The 22,339-nt window shown below is 63.7% G+C and carries 23 protein-coding genes; 9 read left to right on the top strand and 14 right to left on the bottom strand.

Annotation, left to right across the window (positions count from 1 at the left end):
- Nucleotides 1-38: 38 nt before the first annotated feature.
- The 9 genes from NCS02_RS23600 to NCS02_RS23560 all read right to left on the bottom strand — a co-directional run bounded on the left by NCS02_RS23600 (nt 39) and on the right by NCS02_RS23560 (nt 9,832).
- Nucleotides 39-1,274 (bottom strand): metal-dependent hydrolase family protein, encoded by a 1,236-nt coding sequence (locus NCS02_RS23600; protein WP_250441158.1) that lies wholly within the window; start codon nt 1,272-1,274, stop codon nt 39-41.
- A gap of 12 nt (nt 1,275-1,286) precedes the next feature.
- Nucleotides 1,287-2,285: a 4-hydroxyproline epimerase gene (locus NCS02_RS23595; protein ID WP_008347309.1), complete on the bottom strand. Its 999-nt coding sequence runs from the start codon at nt 2,283-2,285 to the stop codon at nt 1,287-1,289.
- The gene (locus tag NCS02_RS23590; protein WP_008347307.1) at nt 2,282-3,184 is read right to left on the bottom strand and encodes a dihydrodipicolinate synthase family protein; all 903 of its coding nucleotides are present in this window, start codon (nt 3,182-3,184) and stop codon (nt 2,282-2,284) included. Before NCS02_RS23590 ends, NCS02_RS23595 begins: the two co-directional genes overlap by 4 nt.
- Before the next feature lie 15 nt (nt 3,185-3,199).
- Entirely contained in the window at nt 3,200-4,426 is a 1,227-nt protein-coding gene (locus NCS02_RS23585) for an NAD(P)/FAD-dependent oxidoreductase (protein WP_175982044.1), read from the bottom strand.
- A gap of 4 nt (nt 4,427-4,430) precedes the next feature.
- The gene (locus NCS02_RS23580) at nt 4,431-5,510 is read right to left on the bottom strand and encodes a proline racemase family protein (RefSeq protein ID WP_250441160.1); all 1,080 of its coding nucleotides are present in this window, start codon (nt 5,508-5,510) and stop codon (nt 4,431-4,433) included.
- 2 nt (nt 5,511-5,512) lie between these two features.
- Complete coding sequence (locus NCS02_RS23575) at nt 5,513-6,823, bottom strand: MFS transporter (protein ID WP_008347300.1); 1,311 nt, start codon at nt 6,821-6,823, stop codon at nt 5,513-5,515.
- A gap of 129 nt (nt 6,824-6,952) precedes the next feature.
- The gene (locus NCS02_RS23570) at nt 6,953-7,588 is read right to left on the bottom strand and encodes a M12 family metallopeptidase (RefSeq protein WP_250458072.1); all 636 of its coding nucleotides are present in this window, start codon (nt 7,586-7,588) and stop codon (nt 6,953-6,955) included.
- A gap of 200 nt (nt 7,589-7,788) precedes the next feature.
- Entirely contained in the window at nt 7,789-9,165 is a 1,377-nt protein-coding gene (locus NCS02_RS23565) for a sensor histidine kinase (RefSeq protein ID WP_250503475.1), read from the bottom strand.
- Nucleotides 9,155-9,832 carry a response regulator transcription factor gene (locus tag NCS02_RS23560; RefSeq protein WP_008347294.1) on the bottom strand — a complete coding sequence of 226 codons (678 nt, stop codon included), beginning with the start codon at nt 9,830-9,832 and terminating at the stop codon, nt 9,155-9,157. The genes NCS02_RS23565 and NCS02_RS23560 overlap by 11 nt, the downstream gene beginning before the upstream one ends.
- Before the next feature lie 167 nt (nt 9,833-9,999).
- Here NCS02_RS23560 and NCS02_RS23555 point away from each other — a divergent pair, with 167 nt between their 5' ends.
- The 3 genes from NCS02_RS23555 to NCS02_RS23545 are packed head-to-tail and all read left to right on the top strand — an operon-like array spanning nt 10,000 to nt 12,699.
- Nucleotides 10,000-11,016, top strand: coding sequence for an ABC transporter substrate-binding protein (locus NCS02_RS23555; RefSeq protein WP_008347292.1), 1,017 nt, complete (start codon nt 10,000-10,002; stop codon nt 11,014-11,016).
- Nucleotides 11,017-11,026: 10 nt separating this feature from the next.
- A complete protein-coding gene (locus tag NCS02_RS23550; RefSeq protein ID WP_008347290.1) occupies nt 11,027-11,815 on the top strand; it encodes an ABC transporter ATP-binding protein in 789 nt (262 codons plus the stop codon).
- A gap of 23 nt (nt 11,816-11,838) precedes the next feature.
- Complete coding sequence (locus NCS02_RS23545; protein WP_008347288.1) at nt 11,839-12,699, top strand: ABC transporter permease; 861 nt, start codon at nt 11,839-11,841, stop codon at nt 12,697-12,699.
- Between the two features lie 66 nt (nt 12,700-12,765).
- Here the strand turns inward: NCS02_RS23545 and NCS02_RS23540 are convergent, their stop codons facing one another.
- From NCS02_RS23540 to NCS02_RS23530, 3 genes are all read right to left on the bottom strand, one after another.
- Nucleotides 12,766-13,089: an outer membrane protein assembly factor BamE gene (locus tag NCS02_RS23540; RefSeq protein WP_250503473.1), complete on the bottom strand. Its 324-nt coding sequence runs from the start codon at nt 13,087-13,089 to the stop codon at nt 12,766-12,768.
- Nucleotides 13,090-13,153: 64 nt separating this feature from the next.
- Nucleotides 13,154-13,909, bottom strand: coding sequence for a phosphatase PAP2 family protein (locus NCS02_RS23535; protein ID WP_008347285.1), 756 nt, complete (start codon nt 13,907-13,909; stop codon nt 13,154-13,156).
- A 52-nt stretch (nt 13,910-13,961) separates the two neighbouring features.
- Complete coding sequence (locus tag NCS02_RS23530) at nt 13,962-14,639, bottom strand: 4'-phosphopantetheinyl transferase family protein (protein WP_239294990.1); 678 nt, start codon at nt 14,637-14,639, stop codon at nt 13,962-13,964.
- 248 nt (nt 14,640-14,887) lie between these two features.
- Here NCS02_RS23530 and fae point away from each other — a divergent pair, with 248 nt between their 5' ends.
- The 6 genes from fae (at nt 14,888) to NCS02_RS23500 (ending at nt 20,345) form a co-directional block, all read left to right on the top strand.
- On the top strand, nt 14,888-15,397 hold the full coding sequence (fae, locus tag NCS02_RS23525; protein ID WP_008347281.1) for a formaldehyde-activating enzyme: 510 nt from the start codon (nt 14,888-14,890) through the stop codon (nt 15,395-15,397).
- A 13-nt stretch (nt 15,398-15,410) separates the two neighbouring features.
- Nucleotides 15,411-16,448: an aldo/keto reductase gene (locus tag NCS02_RS23520; protein WP_250503471.1), complete on the top strand. Its 1,038-nt coding sequence runs from the start codon at nt 15,411-15,413 to the stop codon at nt 16,446-16,448.
- Nucleotides 16,445-17,884, top strand: a complete 1,440-nt coding sequence (locus NCS02_RS23515; protein ID WP_250503469.1) for an NAD-dependent succinate-semialdehyde dehydrogenase — start codon at nt 16,445-16,447, stop codon at nt 17,882-17,884. The genes NCS02_RS23520 and NCS02_RS23515 overlap by 4 nt, the downstream gene beginning before the upstream one ends.
- A gap of 106 nt (nt 17,885-17,990) precedes the next feature.
- Entirely contained in the window at nt 17,991-19,361 is a 1,371-nt protein-coding gene (locus NCS02_RS23510) for an MFS transporter (protein ID WP_008347276.1), read from the top strand.
- Between the two features lie 389 nt (nt 19,362-19,750).
- Nucleotides 19,751-20,008, top strand: coding sequence for a BPSL0067 family protein (locus tag NCS02_RS23505; protein ID WP_284504390.1), 258 nt, complete (start codon nt 19,751-19,753; stop codon nt 20,006-20,008).
- Nucleotides 19,995-20,345 (top strand): STY0301 family protein, encoded by a 351-nt coding sequence (locus NCS02_RS23500; protein WP_250523307.1) that lies wholly within the window; start codon nt 19,995-19,997, stop codon nt 20,343-20,345. Before NCS02_RS23505 ends, NCS02_RS23500 begins: the two co-directional genes overlap by 14 nt.
- Nucleotides 20,346-20,367: 22 nt before the next feature.
- Here NCS02_RS23500 and NCS02_RS23495 read toward each other — a convergent pair whose 3' ends face one another.
- The gene (locus tag NCS02_RS23495) at nt 20,368-21,249 is read right to left on the bottom strand and encodes a LysR substrate-binding domain-containing protein (RefSeq protein WP_175982054.1); all 882 of its coding nucleotides are present in this window, start codon (nt 21,247-21,249) and stop codon (nt 20,368-20,370) included.
- Between the two features lie 11 nt (nt 21,250-21,260).
- Nucleotides 21,261-22,181: a LysR substrate-binding domain-containing protein gene (locus NCS02_RS23490; RefSeq protein ID WP_033535896.1), complete on the bottom strand. Its 921-nt coding sequence runs from the start codon at nt 22,179-22,181 to the stop codon at nt 21,261-21,263.
- Between the last annotated feature and the right edge of the window lie 158 nt (nt 22,182-22,339).

Raw genomic sequence — 22,339 nt, 5'->3', positions numbered from 1 at the left:
GGCTTAGGCGTGAAGGTGCGGCATCGTAACACGCGTGTTCACAGCAACTTCTCGCGTACCCACGCACCGTTTTTCATCACGCCCGCGATGCGCTCGCCCTGCCCTGTCAGCACGCGAATATCCTTCAGCGGATCGCCATCGACGACGAGCAAATCCGCGTACGCGCCCGCCGCGACGACGCCGAGCTTGCCCTTCATGTTGACGATCTCCGCGCCGATGGCCGTCGCCTGACGAATCGCCTCGAAGGCGCCGACGATATTCGCGCGTATCGACAACTCATCGCTTTGATACTGATGCATGTCGCCGAGCAGATCGCTCCCGAGGCCGATCTTCACGCCGCGTTCGTGCAGCATCGCGAGCGCTTCGAGACCGCGCTTGCGCACCGATTCATTCTTGTCGAGCGTGTCTTGCGCGAGGCCCATTTGCGCGCCGACCTTTGACATCGCGTCATAGGTGACGAGCGTCGGCACCGCGTAGGCGCCGTGTTCGGCCATCACGCGCGCGGCATCTTCATCGATCAGATTGCCGTGCTCGATCGTGCGCACGCCGAGCTTCACGACACGCGCAATCGCCTTCGCGGTGTACGCATGCGCCATCACATACGTCTGATGCGATTCCGCTTCTTCGACGGCGGCCTTCACTTCGTCGACGGAGAATTGCAGATTGCCGATGGGATCGGTCGGCGAAGCCACGCCGCCCGACGCCATGATCTTGATGTGATTCGCACCCGCGCGCATCTCCTCGCGCACGGCCTTGCGCATTTCGTCGACGCCGTCGACCACGCGCCCGATCGCGCCCATGTTGCGATTGCAGCCGCACGGGTCCGGATCGGCGTTGTCGAAGCGCTCGCGAAAATCGCCGTGGCCGCCCGTCTGCGAAAGCGCCTTGCCCGCGACGAACAAGCGCGGCCCCGCGATTACGCCGTCTTCGATCGCGCGCGACAGCGCATAGTCCGCCCCGCCCGCATCGCGCACGGTCGTGAAGCCGCGATCGAGCATGCCCGCGAGGATCGGCACGGCGCGCAGCACGGCGAACGTGTTCGGCAGACGGCTGTTGTTGCCGAGATGCGCGACCGATGCAATGACATGCACATGGCAATCGATCATGCCGGGCATCACCGTCTTGCCGCCGACATCGATCACTTGCGCGCCGCTCGCCTCGACCGGTTCGCGCGTGACTTCGCGGATCGCATCGCCGTCGATGACGATGGAATAGCGGCCGTCGTCGCGTTCGTGGTCGGCGTCGAGCACGCGGGCGTTCTTCAGAATCAGCATGCGTTTTCTCCGTTATTTCAGCAGGAATCCGTGCGCGAGCGGATCGCGGTCATCGACGAAAATCGTGTTGTGGCCCGTCACGCGCGCCCATCCTTCGATGGCCGGCACGATCGCATCGTATTCGCCGACGCGCGCCGCTTCCATCGGCACGCCTTCGAACAAGGTGCCGATGATGCTTTCATGCACGAAGCGCTCGCCGATCTTCAACTGCCCTTTCGCGACACGCTGCGCCATGCGCGCCGACGTGCCCGTGCCGCACGGCGAGCGGTCGATGGCTTTGTCGCCGTAGAACACCGCGTTGCGCGCGCTCGCGCCTTCCACCGTCGGCTCGCCCGTCCACATGACGTGACTGAGGCCGCGTATCGCATCGTTTTCCGGATGCACGAACGCGTACTTTTCGTTCGCCTTCTGACGCAGGATCGGACTCAGACGCTGAATGTCCGATGGCTTCAGCGCGTGCAGCCCTTCGTAGTCGCGCTGCGGCTCGACGATCGCGTAGAAGTTGCCGCCATACGCGACATCGAAACGAATCTCGCCCAGGCCCTCGACGTCGACGGACAAGTCTTGCGAATGCAGAAACGAAGGCACGTTGACGAGCTGCACCGAATCGACATGCTCGCCGTTCATCCTGTAACGCGCGATCACGAGACCGGCGGGCGTGTCGAGCCGCAGCACGCCCGGCTCGCGCGGCCGCACGAGTCCGTTTTCGATGGCCGTCGTCACCGTGCCGATGGTGCCGTGCCCGCACATCGGCAGGCATCCGCTCACTTCGATGAAGAGAATCGCGAGATCGCAGTCGGCGCGCGTCGGCGGATAGAGAATGCTGCCGGACATCACTTCGTGGCCGCGCGGCTCGAACATGAGCGCGGTGCGTATCCAGTCGAACTCGCGCAGGAAGTGCGCGCGCCGTTCGATCATGTTCGCGCCTTCGAGCGGCGGCGCGCCGCCCGCGACGACGCGCACCGGATTGCCGCATGTGTGTCCGTCGATGCAGAAGAACGTCGATTTCATTGCGCGAGCGCCCGCACGTTGGCGATCGCCTTCTCGACGATCTCGATGGTCCGTTGCCGTTCCGCGCCTTCGAGCAAGAGGCGCGGCGCTTTCACGTACTCCGGATAACCCGCCGTGATGTTCTCCGCGAGCTTGATGTACTGCACGAGCTTGACGTGCGTGTCGAGATGGAACAAGTCGATCAACGCGCGATAGAGCGCGCGCGCCTTGTCGTATTCGCCGTTGACCGCGTAATTCAGCAGATCGACGGATTCCTTCGGCATCGCGTTGGCCATGCCGGAAACCCAGCCCTTCACGCCGAGCGCGACGGATTCCACGATCAGATCGTCGACGCCGCAGAACACGACGAAGCGGTCGCCGAAGCGCGCGTAGAGATCGGTGACGCGCGTCGTGTCGTAGGTCTCTTCCTTGATCGCGACGACGTTGGGTTCATCCGCGAGTTGCGCGAGCAAGTCCGGCCGCATGTCGACGCCATAGCCGCGCGGATTGTTGTAGATCATGAGCCCGAGCTTCGTCGAGCGCGCAATCGACCGATAGTATTCGACGGTCTCGCGATCGTCCGATCGATACGTGAGGCCCGGAAACACCATCAGCCCTTGCACGCCGATGGCTTCCGCGTCTTTCGCGAACTGCATCGCGTTGGCCGTGTTCAGTTCCGCCAGTCCCGAGATCACAGGCACGCGCCCGTTCACGGTTTCGACCGCGATCTTCAGCACCGTGCGCTTTTCCTCGGGCGTGAGCTGCGCGTTCTCGCCGACCATGCCCATCATCACGACGCCGCCGACACCGTTGTCGATCAGACGGTTCAGGCCGTTCACGATAGCGTCACGATCGAGCGAGCCGTCCTGCTTGAGCTTCGTCGTCACGGCGGGGAATACGCCTTTCCAGTTCACTTGCATGTTTGCTCCTCCAATTTAGAAACGTGCGATCGAGTAAGGCGTGAGCGGCACGCGCGGCGTGCGTCCCGCGAGTACATCGGCGACGAGCGCGGCGGTCGTCGCCGATTGCGTGAGGCCGAGATGACCGTGCCCGAATGCATGGACGACCGATGGCATGCGCGGCGATGCGCCGATCACCGGCAGCGAGTCGGGCGTCGCGGGGCGATGGCCCATCCATTTCACGGCGTCCGTATCGTCGATGCCTTCGATGAAGCGCTTGCCCAGTTCGAGCAACGCGTCGCTGCGACGATAGTTCGGCGGCGCGTCGATGCCCGCGAACTCCGCCGCGCCGCCGATGCGCAAGCCAATATCGAGCGGCGTCGCCACGAACTTGCGCTCCGCGAAGATCACTTCGCGCGTCAGTGCGACGCCGTGCTTTGGCAGCGTCGCGTTGTAGCCGCGTTCGCTTTCGAGCAACACGCTATCGCCGATCGACCTCGCGAGCGCCGCCGACCATGCGCCCGCCGCGATCACGATGCGTCGTCCGTTGACGCGCGTGCCGTCGTCTAGCACGACGGATTCCGGCGCGTCGATGGCGCGCGCGATGCCCGTCACGAAGCGCGCGCCGAGCGCACGCACGCGCTCGCGCAATAGCGTGACGATGCGGCGCGGATCGCCGATATGCGACCAGTCGTCGAGGAACACGCCATGCCTGAAGACCGGCGCGAGCGACGGCTCGCATTCGCGCACTTGCTGCGCGCTCAACGCGTGCCAGCGCGCGCCGAGTTCGCGCTTGAAGGACCATTCGGGCTGATCGGCGGCGAAGGCTGCATCGGTTTCATAGACCGTGAGCGCGCCCCGCCGATACAGCATCGCGCTTGCGCCGATATCGTCGAACATCGGCAGGATGTCGTCGTAGACGCGGTTGTTGAGCAGCGAAAGCGCATGCGAGATCGCCCGAAAGCGCGCCGGCTCGCTCGCGCGGCGAAACGCCATGAACCACGGCAGCGCCTTCGGCACATGCTTCCAGTCGAGCGCGAGCGGCCCGAGCGGGTCCATCAGCCATTTCGCGGCCTTCGTGAACATGCCGTGCACGGCGATCGGCGTGCTCTCCGTCACCGCGATGCCGCCCGCATTGCCGTGCGATGCGCGATCGCCTTCGAAATCGCGATCGACGAGCGTCACGCGCGCGCCCTCGCGCAACGCGGCCCACGCGCACGCGAGTCCTACGATGCCCGCGCCGATCACGATGACGTCCGTCATGTCTTCACTCGCCACGTTGCGAACTCACGCGCGATTTGATGAGCTTGTCGTCGACGGCTTCGCACCATGTGTCGGCGAGCGTGAAGCCGGTCTGGAAGCGATCGGTCGGATCGACGCCGACCTGCGAGATCGCCGTGATCCACGCCTGTCCCGCGACGACGGGCACGACGGCGGGAACATCGCCCAGACGCGTCGTGGACTCGATGCGGCTTTCGAACACCGATCCGATAATCGACTCGTGCAGAAACGTCTCGCCGACATCGATCAGCCCTTTCGCGTGCATGACCGCGAGCCGCGCGGACGTGCCCGTGCCGCACGGCGAACGATCGCAGCGTCCCGGCGACACGATCACCGTGTTGCGCGATTTCAGCACGCCGTTCTCGCGCGAAATCGGGCCGACGAACTCGGTCATCGTGATGCCCTTGATGAGCGGATTGAGCGGATGCGGCGAAGGCAACTGCGCCGCCGCCGCGGCCTTGATGACTTGCCCCAGCTCGCACAGTTCGCGCGCTTCATCGGGCGTGATGCGAAAGCCGAGTTTCTCCGCATCGACGATCACATACGTCATGCCGCCATAGCCGACATCGACGGTCAAACTGCCGATGCCTTCGACCTCGATCGTCTTGTCGAGATGATTCGCGAACGCGGGCTGGTTCGTGAACTCGACCTTCGTGACCTTGCCGTTCGCGCACGAGCAGCGCAGATGGATGAGGCCCGCGGGCGCTTCGAGCACGAGTTCGGTGACGGGCTCGGTCATCGCCAAGATGCCGGTTTCGAGCAGCACGGTCGCGACGCACATCGTGTTCGAGCCGGACATCGCCGGATATTCGGTCGATTCCGCGATCACGTAGCCCATCTGCGCGCGCGGATCGGTCGCGGGCAAGATGAAGTTGACGGTCTGATTCGCCGAGCCGCGCGGCTCGAATATGCAGATGCGCCGCAAGTCGTCGCGCGCTTCTTCGAGGTGCATCATCTTGTCGAACATCGTGGCGCCGGGCACGTCGAAGACGCCGCCGGTCACGACATTGCCGACTTCACCTTCGGCGTGGCAGTTCACTACGGTGAGCGTGCGATTCCAGCGCATGTTTATTGCAGCGGCGCGTGCGCCGTCTCCTTGATGGTGGCGACCGTGATCGTCGAAAGCAACGCCGCGAGCATCACGAAATACGCGGGCGAAAGCGGCGAGCCGGTTGCCTTGATGAGCGCGATGGAGATCATCGGCGCGAAACCGCCGAACACCGCGTTGGCGATGCCGTAGCCGATCGACATCCACGTCGTGCGGATTTTCGTCGGGAAAAGTTCGGAGAGCACGGCCGGCCCCACACCCGAAAATATGCCGATGACGACGCCGCCCAGCACCTGCACCGCGCCGACGATTGCCGCCGACTTGTACGTGAGCATCAAGTGAAAGATCGGATACGGCAGCACGAGAAACGCGATGCAGCCGATCGCATAGATCGGCTTGCGGCCGAAGCGATCCGACGCCGCGCCCCAGAACGGAATCGACGCGGTCATCGCGATGAGGCCCGCCGTGTTGAGCCACAGCGCCGTCGACGGATGCATGCCGACGTATTTCGTCGTGAACGACGGCAGATAGTTGAGCAGCACGTAGAGCGAGACCGTCCACACGATCACGAGCCCGCACGCCTGCAGACCGAGCAGCGCGGGCGCGCGGCCTTTAGTCTTCGGCGCTTCGTCGCTTGCGCTTTGGTAGGCGGGCGTCTCCTCGCTGCGCTTTCTGATGATCCAGCCGATCGGCCCGATCACGATCGCACCGATGATGAACGGCACGCGCCAGCCCCAATCGAGCATCGCTTGAGGCGAGAGCAGCGTCGTCATGAGCGCGGCCGCGCCCGAGCCGAGCAGCATGCCGCCGAGGGTGCTGCATTGCTGGAAGCTGCCGTAGAAGCCGCGCTTGTTCGGCGGCGCCCATTCGACGAGAAACGCGACCGCGTTGCCCAGCTCGCCGCCGACGGAAATGCCTTGCAGCATGCGCGCCGCGACGAGCAGGATCGGCGCCCATATGCCGATGGCCGCATACGACGGCAGCAGCGCCATGAAGAGCGTCGCGGCGGCCATGAGCGGCATGACGAAGGTGAGCGTCCACTTGCGGCCTTTCTTGTCGCCGAGCCAGCCGAAGATGATCGCGCCGAGCGGACGCGCCGCGAAGCCCAGGCCGAATGCGCCGAATGTGCCGAGCATGGCGGCGAAGTCGTCGCCGGTGGGGAACATCACTTTGGCGATGACGGTCGCGAGGAACGCGTACGTGCCGAAATCGAACCATTCGAGGATATTGCCGACGACGGCGGCGGTGACTGCACGGCTGGTTTTCGATGAGACCCGCGGGCTGTCGCTCGCGGCATAGGGGTTCGCAACGGCATTGGCTCGGTCGGTCATGGGGGCTCCGTCGGCAGCGTTGGGTGCGGCGTGGGGGTGATTGTGCGCCCATGTCAAAATTGAATCAAGGATTTTGGATCCAAAATCAAAGCCCGCAAACCGCCGGATTTTCTGACGACCCGTCGGCTTTCAGCGCGCCGTCTGCGCCGCGACGGTCTGCGTGACGGCCGGCGCCCCATAAAACATCTGCGCCATCGCGATATCCGTCGCGCTCAACTGTCCGTTACCGTTCCATTGCGGATTGCAGTAATTCATGATCGACGCCAGATCCCACGCGCCGATCATCGTGTCGCCGTAAGTGCCTTGCGCGGGCTCCTTGCATGTCGTCGATGGCGTGTCCGGCCGATTCTGCTCATGCGCGAATCCCAGCGCATGACCGAACTCGTGCGCGGCGATGGCGCGAACACAATACTCCTCGCGTCCGATGCAACTCGTACTCCAGTTTCTGAACGTGAAGTTGAAGACCATGCCGCCGGCGACATTGTTGATCTGCGTTCCCAGACCTTGCGTATGCGGTCCCGTCTTGGCGCTGTCCTCGACCGATATCCGAATGCCGTAATAGTTCGGCGCGTTGGTGCATTGCTGCCATCCCGCGAATACGACGCCCGAATGCGCCTCCCAGCTTTGCTGAACCGCGAGCTGACTCCAACTGCGTTGATTGGCGTACATGGCGAAATCGGCGTTGCTCAGATCCCAGCACACGTTGATCGGAAACTGCTTCCAGATGACCGTCGATAATGCGAAACCCTTGTTCGTCCCATTCATCTGGGAATCTTTCGCGGATGAATTCACGGCATCCGATGCGCCGTCGCCTCCGCCGCATGCGCCAAGCAGCATTGCTAACAATAATGCGAATAGGCACGCGCCGATTCGTCTCATCTTCTTCTCCGCTGCGATAGTTTCGCTGCAAACGAGAAGTATATTTTCAAAGCAGCGGTGAAATTCGTTTGGTCATTCCATAGCATTTACGAAAGATGCGCGAAGCGCACCGTCACGACCACCCCACGATCCGGATGCTCGCGCTGCGCCAGCACGATCTGCCCGCGATGCGCCTGCACGATCTCCTTCGCAATCGCGAGTCCGAGGCCGGTTCCTTCCGTATCCGCCGATGCGCGATAAAACGGCTCGAACACGCGACTGCGCGCTTCGGCGGGAATACCGGGGCCATCGTCGATGACGGTGAGCGTCACGCGTTGCGCATCGCGCATGACGGCAACGGTCACGTGCCCGCCCGGCTGCGTATAGCGAATCGCATTCTCGACGACGTTGTACACGAGCGCCGACAACAATCCTTCATGGCCGATGATCCACGCCAATTCAACCAGCTCCGCGCCGAGATCGATCTCGCGCTTCTGCGCGAACATCGCCAGATCCTCGATCACGTCCTGCGCGATGGCGGCAAGATCCACCTTCTGCCGCGCGAGTTGCGCGTAGTCCGCGGCTTCGGCCTGCGCGAGCAGCAACAGCTTGTTGGTGAGACCGACCATCGAACGATTGCTTCGCTGCATCGCCGCGAGCGTTTCATTCAGCGACGGCTCCATCGCGCGATGCTGCCGCGCGAACTGCAATTGCGTCTCCAGCAGCGTGAGCGGCGTGCGCAACTGATGCGCCGCATCCGCGATGAAACGCCGCTGCGCCGCGACCTGAAGCCCGAGCCGCGCGATGCACTGATTGATCGCATCGACGATCGGCCGCAACTCCGTATGCAAGCGCTCCACGCGCAGCGGCTCGAGCTGCATCGGATCGCGGTCCATCACTTCTTTCTTCACCTTCAGAAGCGGCCGCAGCTCGAACGTCAGTCCGATGCAGGCGAGCGCCACGGCCAGCAACACCATCTCGATCTGCCGCACGAGCTGCGGACGCCATAGCTCGCGCACCATCGCATCGCGCGAAGCCTGCGTCTTGCCGACCGAAACGAGCACGCGGCGAATCGCGCCGTTGTCGTACATCTGGCGCACGAAGCCGACGGCGCGTATCGGCTTGCCGTGGAGATCGGCGTCGTAGTAATCGGGCGCGTCGTGGCCGGCGGCGTCGCGCGTCGGGAAATCGGGCACGCCAGCGAGCAGACGGCCATCGTCGACGCTCACGTTGTAGAACACCTGATCGCCCTGCGGCGACGCGAACACTTCGAGCGCGGCCGGCGGAATATCGACGAGCAAGCGTCCGTCCGACCATTCGACCTCGCCCGCGATCATCCGCGCCGATGCAAGCAGCGTGTTCTCCTGCACGAGATCGGCGGTGTGGCGCGCGTTGTCGTAGGCGGCTTTGCCTGTCACGAACACGTAGATCGCGAGCGGCACGAGCAGCCACCATAGAAGACGGACGCGCAGGCTATTGGTCATCGTCCTTTTTGCGCAGCAGATAGCCGAGACCACGCAGCGTGACGATCGCCGCCGAACTGCCATCGAGCTTCTTGCGCAGCCGCGACACGTAGATTTCGAGCGCGTCTTCGCTCGGGCTGTCTTCGTGCGTGAAGATCGTATCGAGCAGCGACGCCTTCGACACCGTCTTGCCGAGACGCAGGATCAGCGCTTCGAGCACGCTGCGTTCGCGCGGCGTCACGTTGAGCGGCGCGCCTTTGAGCGTGAACTGGCGCGTGTCGATATCGAACACGAGATCGCCGCACGACACCTCGTTCGCCGTCGATGAACTGCGCCGCCGGATCATCACCTTCACGCGCGCGACGAGCTCTCGCACTTCGAAAGGCTTCACCAGGTAATCGTCCGCGCCCGCGCCGAGCAACTCCACCTTCTCGTCGATGGAACCGCTCGCCGTGAGGATCATCACCGGCGTTGCGTCGCCGCGTTGACGCATGCGGCGCAGCACGTTCTTGCCGGAAAGACGCGGAAGGTTCAGGTCGAGCAGCACGACGTCGTAAAGATTTGCGCGCAGGAGCTGATCGGCGGATTCGCCATCCTGCACGGTTTCGAGCGTGAACGACTCCTGTTCCAGCATCTTCGCGAGCCAGAGCGAAAGCGTCGGATTGTCTTCGATCAACAGCAGTTTCATGGTGGCGCGATTGTATTGGCTTCGACGAACGATGAAGCATCGGGTTAACACCCATGATTTCGCATCGGCGCAGAAAGCTGGCAGAAGGTTTCGCGTTCCTATAATCGCCGCACAACTGAAAAAGCGGGCCATTCCCAACTTCACGGCCCACATTAAGGAGACTCCTGATGCGTACTCTGCGCCAGATCGCTGCTGTGTCCGGTATCGCTTTCGCCCTCGCCGCCGCTTCCGTATCCGCTCACGCCGAAAAGATTTCGATCATGGTCGGCGGCGCAACCAAGATCATCTATCTGCCCGCGAAGCTCACCGAGCAACTCGGCTATTTCAAGGACGAAGGGCTCGACGTCGAGATCCTGTCGCAACCCGCGGGCGTCGATGCCGAGAACGAATTGCTGGCCGGCGCGGTGCAAGGCGTCGTCGGCTTCTACGATCACACCATCGATCTGCAAAGCAAGGGCAAGGAAGTCCAGGCGCTCGTGATCTTCGGTCAGGTGCCGGGCGAAGTCGAATTGGTCTCGACGAAGCAGGCCGACAAGATCAAGAGCATGGCCGACGTGAAAGGCAAGACGCTCGGCGTGACCGGCCTCGGCTCGTCGACGAGCTTTCTGACGCAATATCTCGCGCAGCGCGCGGGCGTCACGTCGAAGGAATACACGCTGCTGCCGGTGGGCGCGGACGCGAGCTTCATCGCAGCGATCAAGCAGGAGCGCATCGATGCGGGCATGACGACCGAGCCGACCGTCTCGCAGTTGCTCAAGACCGGCGAGGCGAAGGTGCTCGTCGACATGCGCACGCTCGAAGGCACGCGCGCCGCGCTCGGCGGCACGTATCCGGCGTCGAGCTTCTACGTGCAGCGCGCGTGGGCCGAGGCGCACAAGCCCGAAGCCGCGAAGCTCGCGCGCGCGTTTGCGAAGACGCTGAATTTCATCGCGACGCATAGCGCCGAAGAAATCACCGAGAAGATGCCGAAGGACTATTACGCGAAGAACAAGGACCTGTACGTGGGCGCGCTGAAAGCCTCGCTGCCGATGTTCACGAAGGACGGCAAGATGCCCGCCGACGGTCCCGAAACCGTTCTGAAGGTGCTCGCCGCGTTCAATCCGTCGGTGAAGGGCAAGCATATCGATCTCGCGCGCACGTATTCGAACGAGTACGTGTCGGGCACGGCGACCGCGTCGAAGTGAGGCTTTCACGATGAATCAATCGAATCAACCCGCGATCGAACTGCGCCACGTATCGTGCCGCTTCATCTCGCCGGACGGCAAGGCGACGGTCGCGCTGCGCGATTTCAGCATGTCGGTCGCGAAAGGCGAATTCGTCGCGATCGTCGGGCCGACCGGCTGCGGCAAATCCACGACGCTCAGCATGATTACCGGTCTGCTCAAGCCGACGACGGGCGAAGTGCGCGTGATGGGCCAGCCGGTCGATGGAATCGATCCCCGCATCGGCTTCGTCTTTCAGGCCGATGCCGTGTTTCCTTGGCGCTCGGTGCTCGACAACGTCGCAGCCGGCCCGCTGTATCGCGGCCGCTCGAAGTCCGCCGCTTACGACGAAGCGCAGTCGTGGCTGCGCCGCGTCGGTCTCGACAAGTTCGGCAAGCACTATCCGCATCAGTTGTCGGGCGGCATGCGAAAGCGCGTCGCGCTCGCGCAGACGTTCATCAACAAGCCCGAAATCCTGTTGATGGACGAGCCGTTCTCCGCGCTCGACATGCAGACGCGCACGCTGATGCAGGACGAATTGCTGCAGCTCTGGTCGGCGAATGCGGGCTCGGTCGTGTTCGTCACGCACGATCTCGAAGAAGCGATCGCGCTCGCGGACCGCGTGTTCGTGCTGACGGCGCGCCCCGCGACGCTCAAGAAGGTCTACGAGATCGACCTGCCGCGTCCGCGCATCACGTCGGAGATTCGCTATCACCCGCGCTTCATCGAAATTTCGCGCGATATCTGGCACGACCTGCGCGAAGAAGTGCAGATCGGTTGAACCCGCCTCAAAGGAACATCACTATGTCCACGCCTCAACAAACGATGCCCTCGGGCATCGATCCCGGCACGCTCGCGCAAGTCGAACGCGAAGCGCAAAAGCGCATCAGGCAGCGCAATGCGCTCGTCATCGGGCTGCGTATCGCGGTGCTCGTGTTCGTGCTCGGCGGCTGGGAACTCTCGGCGCGCCTGCACTGGATCGATCCGTTCTTCTTCTCGATGCCGTCCGCGATCTTCGATCAGATCGTCGAATGGTTCGTCGACGGCACGTCGCAAGGACCGCTGCTCACGCAAGTCTGGGTGACGCTCGAAGAGACGATTCTCGGCTTTCTGATCGGTTCGGCCGGCGGCATTTTCTGCGGCATCGTGTTGGGCCGCAACAAGCTGCTGTCGGATGTGTTCAGCATCTACATCAAGATCGCCAATTCGATTCCACGCGTCGTGCTCGGCTCGGTGTTCGTGATAGCGCTGGGTCTCGGCATGGCGTCGAAGGTCGCGCTCGCCGTCGTGATGGTGTTTTTCGTCGTGTTCGCGAACGCGTTCCAGGGCGTGCGCGAAGCCGACCGTTACATGATCGCGAACGCGCAGATTCTCGGCGCATCGCGACGCCAGGTGACGACCTCGGTCGTGATTCCGTCGGCGCTTTCGTGGATTCTCGCGAGCCTGCACGTCAGCTTCGGCTTCGCGCTGGTCGGCGCGGTCGTCGGCGAGTTTCTCGGATCGAAGCAGGGCATCGGCTTGCTGATCTCGACCGCGCAGGGCGCGTTCAACGCGAGCGGCGTGTTCGCGGCGATGATCGTGCTCGCGGTCGTCGCGCTCGCGGCGGATTATCTGCTGACGGCGGTCGAGCAGCGTCTGTTGAAGTGGCGGCCGACGGCGAACTGACGCGTCGAATTTCAGGCTCATAAAACGACAAACCCCACGGCGCGTGGGGTTTGTCTTTTCTGGCGTTCAGCGCAGGCCGACTTCCTTCGCCCGCTTGACGGTGCAGCCCGCGTGCTCCGTATAGACCACGCGATTCTGATTGTTGTAATACACGGACCAGCGGTCGGTGCCGTGCTTCTTGAACGCGTATTCGGTGCACAGCGAATGCCACGGTCCCCAGTTTCCGTCAGGCGGGCCGAGGCTGTCCTCGACTTCCGCGCGCGTCATGCCGACCTTCACGCGGCTCATGTATTCCTGCGGATCGGGATCCTTGACGAAGGCCGAACATCCGTTCAGACCGATCAGCACCAGGGCCATGGCCACCGCGCCATACGCTTTCGATTCGAGCATCGTTTCAGCCTCGCAAAAGGTCTGAAACTAACGTCTACGGATGCGCGGAACAATCGAACTAATCCTAAAGCGTCCGGCTACGTCGCCGCACGAATTCCGCCGCGCCGATGCACGCCGCGAGCCACGCGCCGCCCGACGCGAAACCGCCGACCACATCGCCGGGAAAATGCACGCCCATCACCACGCGGCTCACGCCGATCGTCAGCACGATGAAGCACGCGAGCGCGACGATGAGCGGATCGCGGCGCGTCGGCGCGAGGCGCAGCAGCACATAGGCGCACATGCCGTAGCAGACGATCGAGCCGAACGTATGTCCGCTCGGGAACGCGAAGCTTTCGGGCAACGGCACGGTCGCGCCGGTGGGACGGTCGCGGCGCATCATCGACTTGAGCGCCTGATTGAGCAGGCCGCCCGCGCTCGTGACCGCGGCGAAATAGACAGCGAGACCGAAGCGCCGCGTCAGCAGCAGCCACGCGCACATGAGCGCCGACAGCAGCGTGAGGAACCAGGGATCGCCGAGATGCGTGAGCGCGGCGAATCCTCGCGCGGCGAATGCGGGCGTGCCGTCGCGCAGAGCGTCGACCATGCGCTGATCCGCCGATGAAAACGCCGTGCCATGCGCGATGCGCGTCGCGATGGCGATGAACACCGCCGCGCCCGTCGCGCTGACGATGCCCGCCGTAACCGCGACGGCCGCGCCGGAAGCGCGCCGTCCGCGCGCGGCGAAGGCCCACGCGACCGCTGCGAGCGCCGGGCCGGCGAAGAGCGCGATCGCGATGATCGCGGCCGCGTGGCGTTGTGCGAGCGCCGTGTATTCCATGATGTCCTGTTTTCTCCCGATCCCGATCCGTGATTACACGGCGCTCGCGGGCTCAGGACGCGGCTGCGTTGCCCTCCGCTTCGAGCGGCCGTTCCCAGCCGAACGCCTGCACGCGCGCGACGGGCTTGTCCAGGACGAGCACGCCGCAGATGCCGCCGGGCATCGGCAAGGTGAGTCCGTGCCAGTCGGCGTCTGTGTCGCCGCGCTGCGCACGCGACTTGCCGATGCGCGCCGCTTCGTCCCACATCGATTGTCTGGCGGCAGCGTCATGCGCGCCCGTCGATTCGACCGTCAAGCCAAGCCCTATTCTCGCCGATGCCACCGCGACCACGATCCAGATGCCCGAATACGCGACATCGACGTGAACCGGGCCGTCGTCATGCGGATGCGTCACGACGATGCGATCGTCCGGTTCGTCCTCGACGCCCACTTCGTGTGGCTCGCAATGGAACATGTGCGAAAGCACGAGCCGCAGCGTCGCGCGCGCGACGGAAAAGCGCCGCCCGAGCGCGGAATTCGGATGCAGCCGCGTGCGTTTTCGTTCGGCGGGACTGAGCCAGTTCCCGATATTCGATGCCGATGCGAAGCGGAATTCGCTCGGCACCAGCCACAGAAAGACTTCGCCGGGCGCGGGCGGTTCGTGGATCTGCACGCGCGATTTGGCGAGATCGTAGTAGCGCCACGCGACATCGGTGACGGGAAGCGGGGAGATGCGATCGATGGAAGACATGTGCGTCAGCGGACCCGGCGGCGCGCTCACGCCGGAATAATCCGCATTCAGAACAAACTCACATTTTGGGCGCTGGAAGCTTATGGGACGCTTATCCCGCCTACGGGTGATTCCCGAGTTGAGCTTTCATCAATCCGGTCCTCAAAAATCGTCGATTCCTCCCCGCGCGATGCCCGCCGCAGAATGCCTCACATCCACCGCAACGGTGGTTGAACTGCACACATCACGCGGACACAAGGAAGGAGTCAATGGAAAAGAATCTGTTCATCGGCGAAGGCTTCGAAGGGCCGGGCGTCAATCTCGCGCACATCAACGTGCTGGTCGGCCCGCGCAACGGCCCGGCCGGTCAGGCTTTCGCGACCGCGCTCGCGACGCCGTCCGCCGGGCACGCGCCGTTCGTCGTGATCGCGCAGCCGGGCGTGCCGACCAAGCCGCTCACGCTCTATGTCAACAAGGCGCAGATCGACGGCGATTTCCACGGCAACGCGACGTGGGGCGCATCGCAGGCGGGCATCGCGAAGGCGGTCGCCGAATCGCTCGAAAACGGCACGCTGCCGCCGGAAGCGGAGAACGACTGGGTCGTCGTGTCGGCGAACTGGGTCAATCCGAAAACCGACGATCTCGACGCCGTATTCGAGAACAACTATCGCGCGTGCCGTAACGCGATCATCGCCGCGATGGAAGGCCTGCCGCGCAAGGAAGCCGTGTTCAAGGCCGCGCGCGATGTGTCGAATCCGTTCTACACGCCGAAGAAGTAAGGAGTTTTCGACAATGGAATATGTGCGTCTCGGCCAGTCCGGCCTGAAGGTTTCGCGCCTGTGCCTCGGCACGATGAACATGGGCACGCCGCAATGGAAGCCGTGGATTTTCGATGAAGCGCAAAGCGAGCCGATCGTGAAGCACGCGCTCGACTACGGCGTGAACTTCATCGACCTGGCGGATTTCTATTCGACGGGCGTCGGCGAGGAAGTCGTCGGCCGCATTCTGAAGCGGCTCGTTGCGCGCGAGGAAGTCGTCGTGACGACGAAGGTCGGCTACGACATGGCGAGCCATCCGAACGCGGGCGGCCACTCGCGCAAGCACATCATGGACGGCATCGACGGCTCCCTGAAGCGTCTCGGCATGGACTACGTCGATATCTACATGCTGCATTACTTCGACGTGAACACGCCCGTCGAAGAAACGATGCACGCGCTCGACGACATCGTGCGCGCGGGCAAGGCGCGTTACATCGGCGTATCGACGATGTATACGTGGCAGTTCGCCAAGATCGTGCAGGCGTGCGAGCGCCACGGCTGGCACAAGCCGATCAACATGCAGTTGCAGTTGAACGTCGCGTATCGCGAGGAAGAGCGCGAGATGATTCCGTACTGCATCGATCAGGGCGTCGGCGTGTCCGTGTTCAGTCCGCTCGCGCGCGGCCTGCTCACATCCGACGCAAAATCCACGCGCAACCAGACCGATTTCTTCACCGCGCAAATGTATGGCGATCGCGCGTCGCAGGACATCGCGGCATCGGTCGCGCGCGTCGCGGCGCGGCGCGGCGTGCCGGCCGCGCAGATCGCGCAGGCGTGGGTGTTGAGCCGTCCCGGGATTGCGTCCATGCTCGTCGGCGCGGATTCGCCGGCGCAATTCGACAGCGCCTTCGCCGCGCTGGACACGAAGCTCGACGACGACGAACTGCACGAGCTGGAGCGCAACTACACGCCGTGCGATCTCATCAACGACTACACGGCGGGGCGGCGCATCGCGCGCGAGGCGCGTGCGGCGCAAGGCGTGTTCGAACAAGCGATGGAGCGCGCGGCATGATCGATCTGATGCGGACGAATCACTACATCGACGGCACATGGCGCGAAAGCGCGGGCACGTATCCCGTGCGCAATCCGGCGACGGGCGAGTCCATCGCGAACGTCGCGCGCGGCGGTCGTGCCGAAGCGCAGCAGGCGATCGATGCCGCGAAGCGCGCCTTCCCCGCATGGCGCGCGCTGACCGCGAAGGAACGCAGCGCGCGCGTGAAGCGTTGGGGCGAACTGATGCTCGCCAATCGCAACACCCTCGCCGAACTGCTGACTCGCGAACAAGGCAAGCCGCTTGCCGAAGCGCTCGGTGAAGTCGCGTACGCGGCGAGTTTCTTCGAATGGTTCGCGGAAGAAGCGAAGCGCAGCTACGGCGACATCATCCCGAGTCCGAAGCCGAACGCGAAGATCGTCGTGACGCGCGAGCCGGTCGGCGTCGTCGCCGCCATCACGCCGTGGAATTTCCCGCTCGCGATGATCACGCGCAAAGCCGGTCCCGCGCTGGCCGCGGGCTGCACGATGGTGCTGAAGCCGTCCGAGGAAACGCCGCTGTCCGCGCTCGCGCTGGCGGTGCTCGCGGAGCAAGCAGGCATTCCGGCAGGCGTGTTCAACGTCGTGTCGGGCGATGCGGTCGCCATCGGCGAGACGCTGACCGCATCGCCCGATGTGCGCAAGCTCTCGTTCACCGGCTCGACGCGCGTCGGCAAGCTGCTCGCGAAGCAATCGGCGGATACCTTGAAGAAGCTGTCGCTCGAACTCGGCGGCAACGCGCCCTTCATCGTGTTCGACGACGCCGATATCGACGCCGCCGTGCAAGGCGCGATCGCGTCGAAGTTCCGCAATACCGGGCAGACGTGCGTGTGCGTGAACCGCTTCTACGTGCAGGACCGCGTCTACGATGCCTTCACGCAAACGCTGACGCGCGCGGTGCACAAGCTGCGCGTCGGCAACGGGCTCGAAGGCGAGTTCGATCAGGGGCCGCTCATCAACGAAGCCGCGCTGATGAAGGTGCAAGCCCATGTCGCCGATGCCGTGAGCAAAGGCGCGAAGGTGCTGACGGGTGGCAAGCCGCACGCGCTCGGCGGCACGTTCTACGAGCCGACGGTGCTCGCGGACGCCACGCCTTCGATGCTCGTCGCCGATGAGGAAACCTTCGGTCCGGTCGCCGCGTGCTTCCGCTTCGCGACGGAAGAAGACGTCATCGCCGCCGCGAACGACACGCCGTACGGCCTTTCCGCGTACTTCTACACGCGCGATCTGGGCCGCGCGTGGCGTGTCGCGGAGGCGCTGGAGAGCGGCATGGTCGGCATCAACGAAGGCATCATCTCGACGGAAGTCGCGCCGTTCGGCGGCGTGAAGCAGTCGGGACTGGGCCGCGAAGGTTCCAAGTACGGACTCGATGAATACACGGAACTCAAGTACATGATGATGGCCGGACTCGGCCGCTGAATCATCGCCATACCGCGCATGCACGAAACATAACGCTATCGCGTGCGCGGTTTTCTTGCGGCGTCGATGCGCCGCTCCACTCGAGGTGGAGGAGATACTCTTGGACATGCAAAGCCTGAGCGCGCAGCCGCTCGCCCCGGGCGCCGCCGCGCCCTTCGATACGACGCGCAATCGCGTCGCGCTCGACGATGTGCCGCTGAACCGTTTCCACATCAAGATCGCGGGCCTCACGTTCGGCGCGCACTTCACCGAAGGTTATGCGCTCGGCACGATCGGTTATGCGCTGTCGTCGCTCAACAAACAGATTCCGCTCGACGCGTTCTGGATGGGCCTGCTCGGTTCATCCGCGCTGATCGGCATTTTTCTCGGCAGTCTCGTGTTCGGCTGGCTTTCGGACAAGCTCGGACGTCAGAAGATTTTCCTGTTGAGCTTCATCATCATCACGGCGGCCGCGTTCGCGCAGTTCTATGCGACGACGCCCGCGATGCTCGTCGGCTTGCGCGTGCTGATCGGCTTCGGCATGGGCGGCGATTTCGCGGTCGGTCATGCGATTCTCGCGGAGTTCTCGCCGCGCAAGCATCGCGGCGTGCTGCTCGGCTCGTTCAGCGTGATCTGGACGATCGGCTATGTGATCGCGAACGTGCTCGGCATGCATTACGCCGACGCGACGCCCGATGCGTGGCGCTGGCTGCTGGCCTCCGCCGGCGTGCCGGCGTTTCTGGTGCTCATCATGCGCGTGGGCACGCCGGAATCGCCGCGCTGGCTGCTCGGCAAAGGCCGCGTCGATGAAGCGATGCGCATCGTGCGCAAGCACTTCGGCCCGAACGTCACGCTCGAAGCCGATACGGGCGAGCATTTCGCGGGCAAGGGCGGCTTCGCGCGGCTCTTCAAGCCGGATCTGATTCGCCGCACGATCTTCAATTGCGCGTTTTTCGTGTGCCTCGTGATTCCGTACTTTGCGATCTACACGTTCCTGCCGAGCATTCTCACGGCGATCCGTCTGCCCGAAGGATCGGGCGCCGATCTGCTGCTCAATGGCTTTCTCGTGCTCGGCGCGCTGATCGGCATCTGGCTGACCATCAAGCTGTCGCGGCGCTCGTTCCTGATCGGGTCGTTCGCGGTGTGCTGCCTGTCGCTGTTTGCGTTGAGCGTGCTGCCGTCGTCGGCGAATGTGGGGATGATCGTCGCGTTCGGCGTCTTCACGCTGACGATGTCGGCATTCTCGAATCTCGTCGGCGTGTTTCCGCCGGAGTGCTTTCCGACCGAGGCGCGGGCGTGCGGTGTGGGACTGTCGATCGCGTGCAGCAGGTTGGGATCGGCGGTGGGGACGTTTCTTTTGCCTATCGGGATCGCGCAGGCCGGCGTGCAGATGACGATGCTCGCGCTCGCGGCGGTGTTGCTCGTCGGGATGATCGTGTCGATCGCGTGGGCGCCGGAGACGAAGCATCTGACGTTGAGTGAGGCGAGTGGGGGGTGAGGCCAGGTGCAGTAACGCGCGGCAACGGAAACGTTGCCGCGTTTCATGGCAGATTCGGAATAAACGCGTCGAGGCCGTCCGACATAGTTGTTACCGTTGAGGTGAGCGCCGAGAGGACAAGGCGCGAAGCGGGACGTTGACTCGCGTCATTGCCGACAGAGATTTTCCTGTCATTTGACAGTCTCGTCATTCTGAACATCTCGATCGTTTTCGCCATGAGCTATATCAGTTCAAACTACAAGAACTCACCCTCGGCGCGGCTGAACACTTGGGTATGCGCCCCATGATCCGCACACGGTCCTTACGACGATGCGCCACCCGATGGTCGCACTGGCCACCCGGACTATTGCGGCGGATGCGTCTCCTATGTCAAGCAAGTATGTCCGTCGCTGCCGGCCACGATTGCATGGAAAAAAGGAGCTGCTATTAAAAACAACCCGCACATCGTTGAGCGGACCGTCATCGCCACATTCGACAATCACCGACACTTCCACGGGCACGCTGCAATCTATGTCAGTCAGAGTCCCGTCGGCGTAACGGTATATGACCAATACGCGCATCCGCCCAAGCCCATTGGACCGCGCATCTTGCGCTGGGGCCAAGGCTCCGACGTCAACAACGGAGACAAATTCTATGTCGTCGAGTAAGACGCTCGCCTGTCTGACGACATTGCTCCTCGCCGCAAGCGTCAGCGGACTCGCGAAGGCGGAAGCGATCGCGTGTCCCGCGTTGCCGGGCACGCATCTCCAATACGTCGCGGCCTTCGACGGAAAGCCGGAAGAACACGTCCGGCTCATTGCGGATCATGGCGATGCCAAGCGGGGCTATTGGAAACTCGGCTACGTCTACGATCACGGCCGCTCAGTGACCGTTCAGTGCGTCTACGCCGACAAGGAAACGCGGGACTTCACCCTTGAGAAGCGAGTCGATGAGTGCCGATATCGGATCGACGAGCCAGGATCCGCCGAACTCGATTGCAAGTAACGCAAAGGCGAAGGCCGCGCACTCAATCCCGCGCCGCCTTCGCTCCCTCCCCGCGCAGCCATTCCGCGAACGCCTGCACGGAATCCGCCCCGGCGAACGAAGGCGCGATATCCAGCCAATATCCGTAAGGCCCTGTCGACTCCACCGGCGACAGCAGAACCAGCGACCCGTCATGCAGTTCATCCGCGATCATGTTGCGATCGACGACCGCCAGCCCCGATCCCGCGCGCGCCGCGTGAATCGCCTGATCGAGTGTCGAGAACTCGATGCCGTTCTCGCCGAACGCGCGCGGCAAACCGGCGGCATCGAGCCAGTTGGGCCAGAGCGTGAGCCGCGCATCGTTGTGCAGCACATGCAGCGCGGGCAGCCGCTTCAGCAGCGCTTCGACCGGCTGCCCCGCCAACTTCATCGCGCCGACGAGCACATGCCGCTCGATGAACAGCAGCTCCGACCGATGATCCGCCCGCGCCTCGTATCCGAAGCGAATGCTGCACTGACGGTCTTCGACGGCATCGGTGCGAACGGAGAGATCGATGTCGGGCACGGCGTCCATTAGCGAACCCAGTCGCGGCGAGAGCCAGCGCGTCGCGAAAGTCGGCGGCGCGATCACGGTCAGACGCTTGCGCTCGCTGCGTTGCACGTTGGAAAGCGAACGCGTGACGCGCTCGATCGAATCGAACGCCTCCGACAGGCAAGCAAGCAATTCCGCGCCCTGCTTCGTGAGCCGGATGCCCTTGTGATCGCGATCGAAAAGCTTCGTGCCGAGCGCATCTTCGAGCAGGCGAATTTGACGGCTGACCGCGCCCGGCGTCACGCACAACGCCGCCGCCGACTTGTTGAAGCTCATATGGCGCGCGCTTTCCTCGAAAAAGCGCAACGCGGTCAGAGATGGCAAGCGCCGCACGGTCGGCTCCTTCAGACGAACGCGCTACGCTTGCCGCCGAGCGCCTGCGTCTGTTTCCCGATCTCGCCGCGCAGCCATTCACGAAACAGCGCGACTTGCGGCGCGTCGTCCTGGCCGGTGCGCGTCACAAGCCAGTAAGACTGATGCCCGTCCACTTCGACATCGACGATCGGCACGAGCGTCCCCTGCCGCAACTCGTGCCCGATCATGTGGCGATCGGCGATGGTGACGCCGAGGCCGTCGGTGGCCGCGCGAATCGCGTTGTCGAGCAGATCGAATTCGTAGCCGCCGCGCGTATCGACATTGTCGATGTTCGCCGCCTTGAGCCAGTGCTGCCACGTCAGATAGCGCTGATCGCTCGCCGCGAGCACATGCAGCAGCGTGAACGCGTTCAGATCGATGCCGGTCGTATCGCACTCGGCGAGCAGCGCGGGCGAGCACACGGCGATATGCCGCTCGTTCATCAGCAACTCATTGTCGAGGCCGTCCCATTCGCCATTGCCGAAGCGGATGGCGCAGTCGAGTGCGCCCGATTCGACGAGATCGTCCTTCAGGCGCGTAGTCAGCGTGATTTCGAGTTCCGGCGCGGCGGCGCGCAGCGATTGCAGCCGCGGCATCAGCCAGCGGCGCGCGAAGGTAGGCGGCGCATTGACGCGCAAGCGCGTCAGATGAGTCTTTTCCTGAATGCTGCGCACCGTGAGTTCGATGCGATCGAACGACATTCTGAGCGCCTGCAGCAAGAGCCGCCCCGTCGCCGACAACTCCAGATAATGATGGCGGCGCAACAGCAGCGGTTCGCCGAGCTGCGTTTCGAGCTGACGCACCTGCCGGCTCACCGCGCTTTGCGTCACATGCAGCATTTCCGCCGCGCGCGTGAAGCTGCCGGTGTGCCCGGCGACTTCGAAAGCCCTGAGCGCATTCAGGGCAGGCATTTTTCGCTTCAATTCCGTCTCCTCTTCCTGGCGTTCGACGGGCGCATTGAACACGTATCCGCGCCGGAACGTATCGCTCTTGGGCGACATTTTACGAATCGAGGCAAATTATGCCGCTTCGGGGCGCGAAGACGTTTCATGTCTCGCGCCCGCGTGCA

This window comes from Caballeronia sp. NCF2, assembly GCF_023631205.1.
GTDB lineage: Bacteria > Pseudomonadota > Gammaproteobacteria > Burkholderiales > Burkholderiaceae > Caballeronia > Caballeronia zhejiangensis.
Note: the sequence above shows the minus strand (reverse complement) of the source record. Positions and strands in the feature narration are given on the sequence as shown.

Coding starts and splice junctions, on each gene's coding strand:
- NCS02_RS23500 (WP_250523307.1), top strand. CDS start 19,995: ATGTCGTCGAGTAAGACGCTCGCCTGTCTGACGACATTGCTCCTCGCC.
- NCS02_RS23570 (WP_250458072.1), bottom strand. CDS start 7,588: ATGAATGGGACGAACAAGGGTTTCGCATTATCGACGGTCATCTGGAAG.
- NCS02_RS23515 (WP_250503469.1), top strand. CDS start 16,445: ATGATCGATCTGATGCGGACGAATCACTACATCGACGGCACATGGCGC.
- NCS02_RS23565 (WP_250503475.1), bottom strand. CDS start 9,165: ATGACCAATAGCCTGCGCGTCCGTCTTCTATGGTGGCTGCTCGTGCCG.
- NCS02_RS23530 (WP_239294990.1), bottom strand. CDS start 14,639: ATGTCTTCCATCGATCGCATCTCCCCGCTTCCCGTCACCGATGTCGCG.
- NCS02_RS23580 (WP_250441160.1), bottom strand. CDS start 5,510: ATGCGCTGGAATCGCACGCTCACCGTAGTGAACTGCCACGCCGAAGGT.
- NCS02_RS23540 (WP_250503473.1), bottom strand. CDS start 13,089: ATGCTCGAATCGAAAGCGTATGGCGCGGTGGCCATGGCCCTGGTGCTG.
- fae (WP_008347281.1), top strand. CDS start 14,888: ATGGAAAAGAATCTGTTCATCGGCGAAGGCTTCGAAGGGCCGGGCGTC.
- NCS02_RS23510 (WP_008347276.1), top strand. CDS start 17,991: ATGCAAAGCCTGAGCGCGCAGCCGCTCGCCCCGGGCGCCGCCGCGCCC.
- NCS02_RS23595 (WP_008347309.1), bottom strand. CDS start 2,285: ATGAAATCGACGTTCTTCTGCATCGACGGACACACATGCGGCAATCCG.
- NCS02_RS23600 (WP_250441158.1), bottom strand. CDS start 1,274: ATGCTGATTCTGAAGAACGCCCGCGTGCTCGACGCCGACCACGAACGC.
- NCS02_RS23555 (WP_008347292.1), top strand. CDS start 10,000: ATGCGTACTCTGCGCCAGATCGCTGCTGTGTCCGGTATCGCTTTCGCC.
- NCS02_RS23490 (WP_033535896.1), bottom strand. CDS start 22,181: ATGCCTGCCCTGAATGCGCTCAGGGCTTTCGAAGTCGCCGGGCACACC.
- NCS02_RS23545 (WP_008347288.1), top strand. CDS start 11,839: ATGTCCACGCCTCAACAAACGATGCCCTCGGGCATCGATCCCGGCACG.
- NCS02_RS23535 (WP_008347285.1), bottom strand. CDS start 13,909: ATGGAATACACGGCGCTCGCACAACGCCACGCGGCCGCGATCATCGCG.
- NCS02_RS23575 (WP_008347300.1), bottom strand. CDS start 6,823: ATGACCGACCGAGCCAATGCCGTTGCGAACCCCTATGCCGCGAGCGAC.
- NCS02_RS23560 (WP_008347294.1), bottom strand. CDS start 9,832: ATGAAACTGCTGTTGATCGAAGACAATCCGACGCTTTCGCTCTGGCTC.
- NCS02_RS23585 (WP_175982044.1), bottom strand. CDS start 4,426: ATGACGGACGTCATCGTGATCGGCGCGGGCATCGTAGGACTCGCGTGC.
- NCS02_RS23550 (WP_008347290.1), top strand. CDS start 11,027: ATGAATCAATCGAATCAACCCGCGATCGAACTGCGCCACGTATCGTGC.
- NCS02_RS23590 (WP_008347307.1), bottom strand. CDS start 3,184: ATGCAAGTGAACTGGAAAGGCGTATTCCCCGCCGTGACGACGAAGCTC.
- NCS02_RS23520 (WP_250503471.1), top strand. CDS start 15,411: ATGGAATATGTGCGTCTCGGCCAGTCCGGCCTGAAGGTTTCGCGCCTG.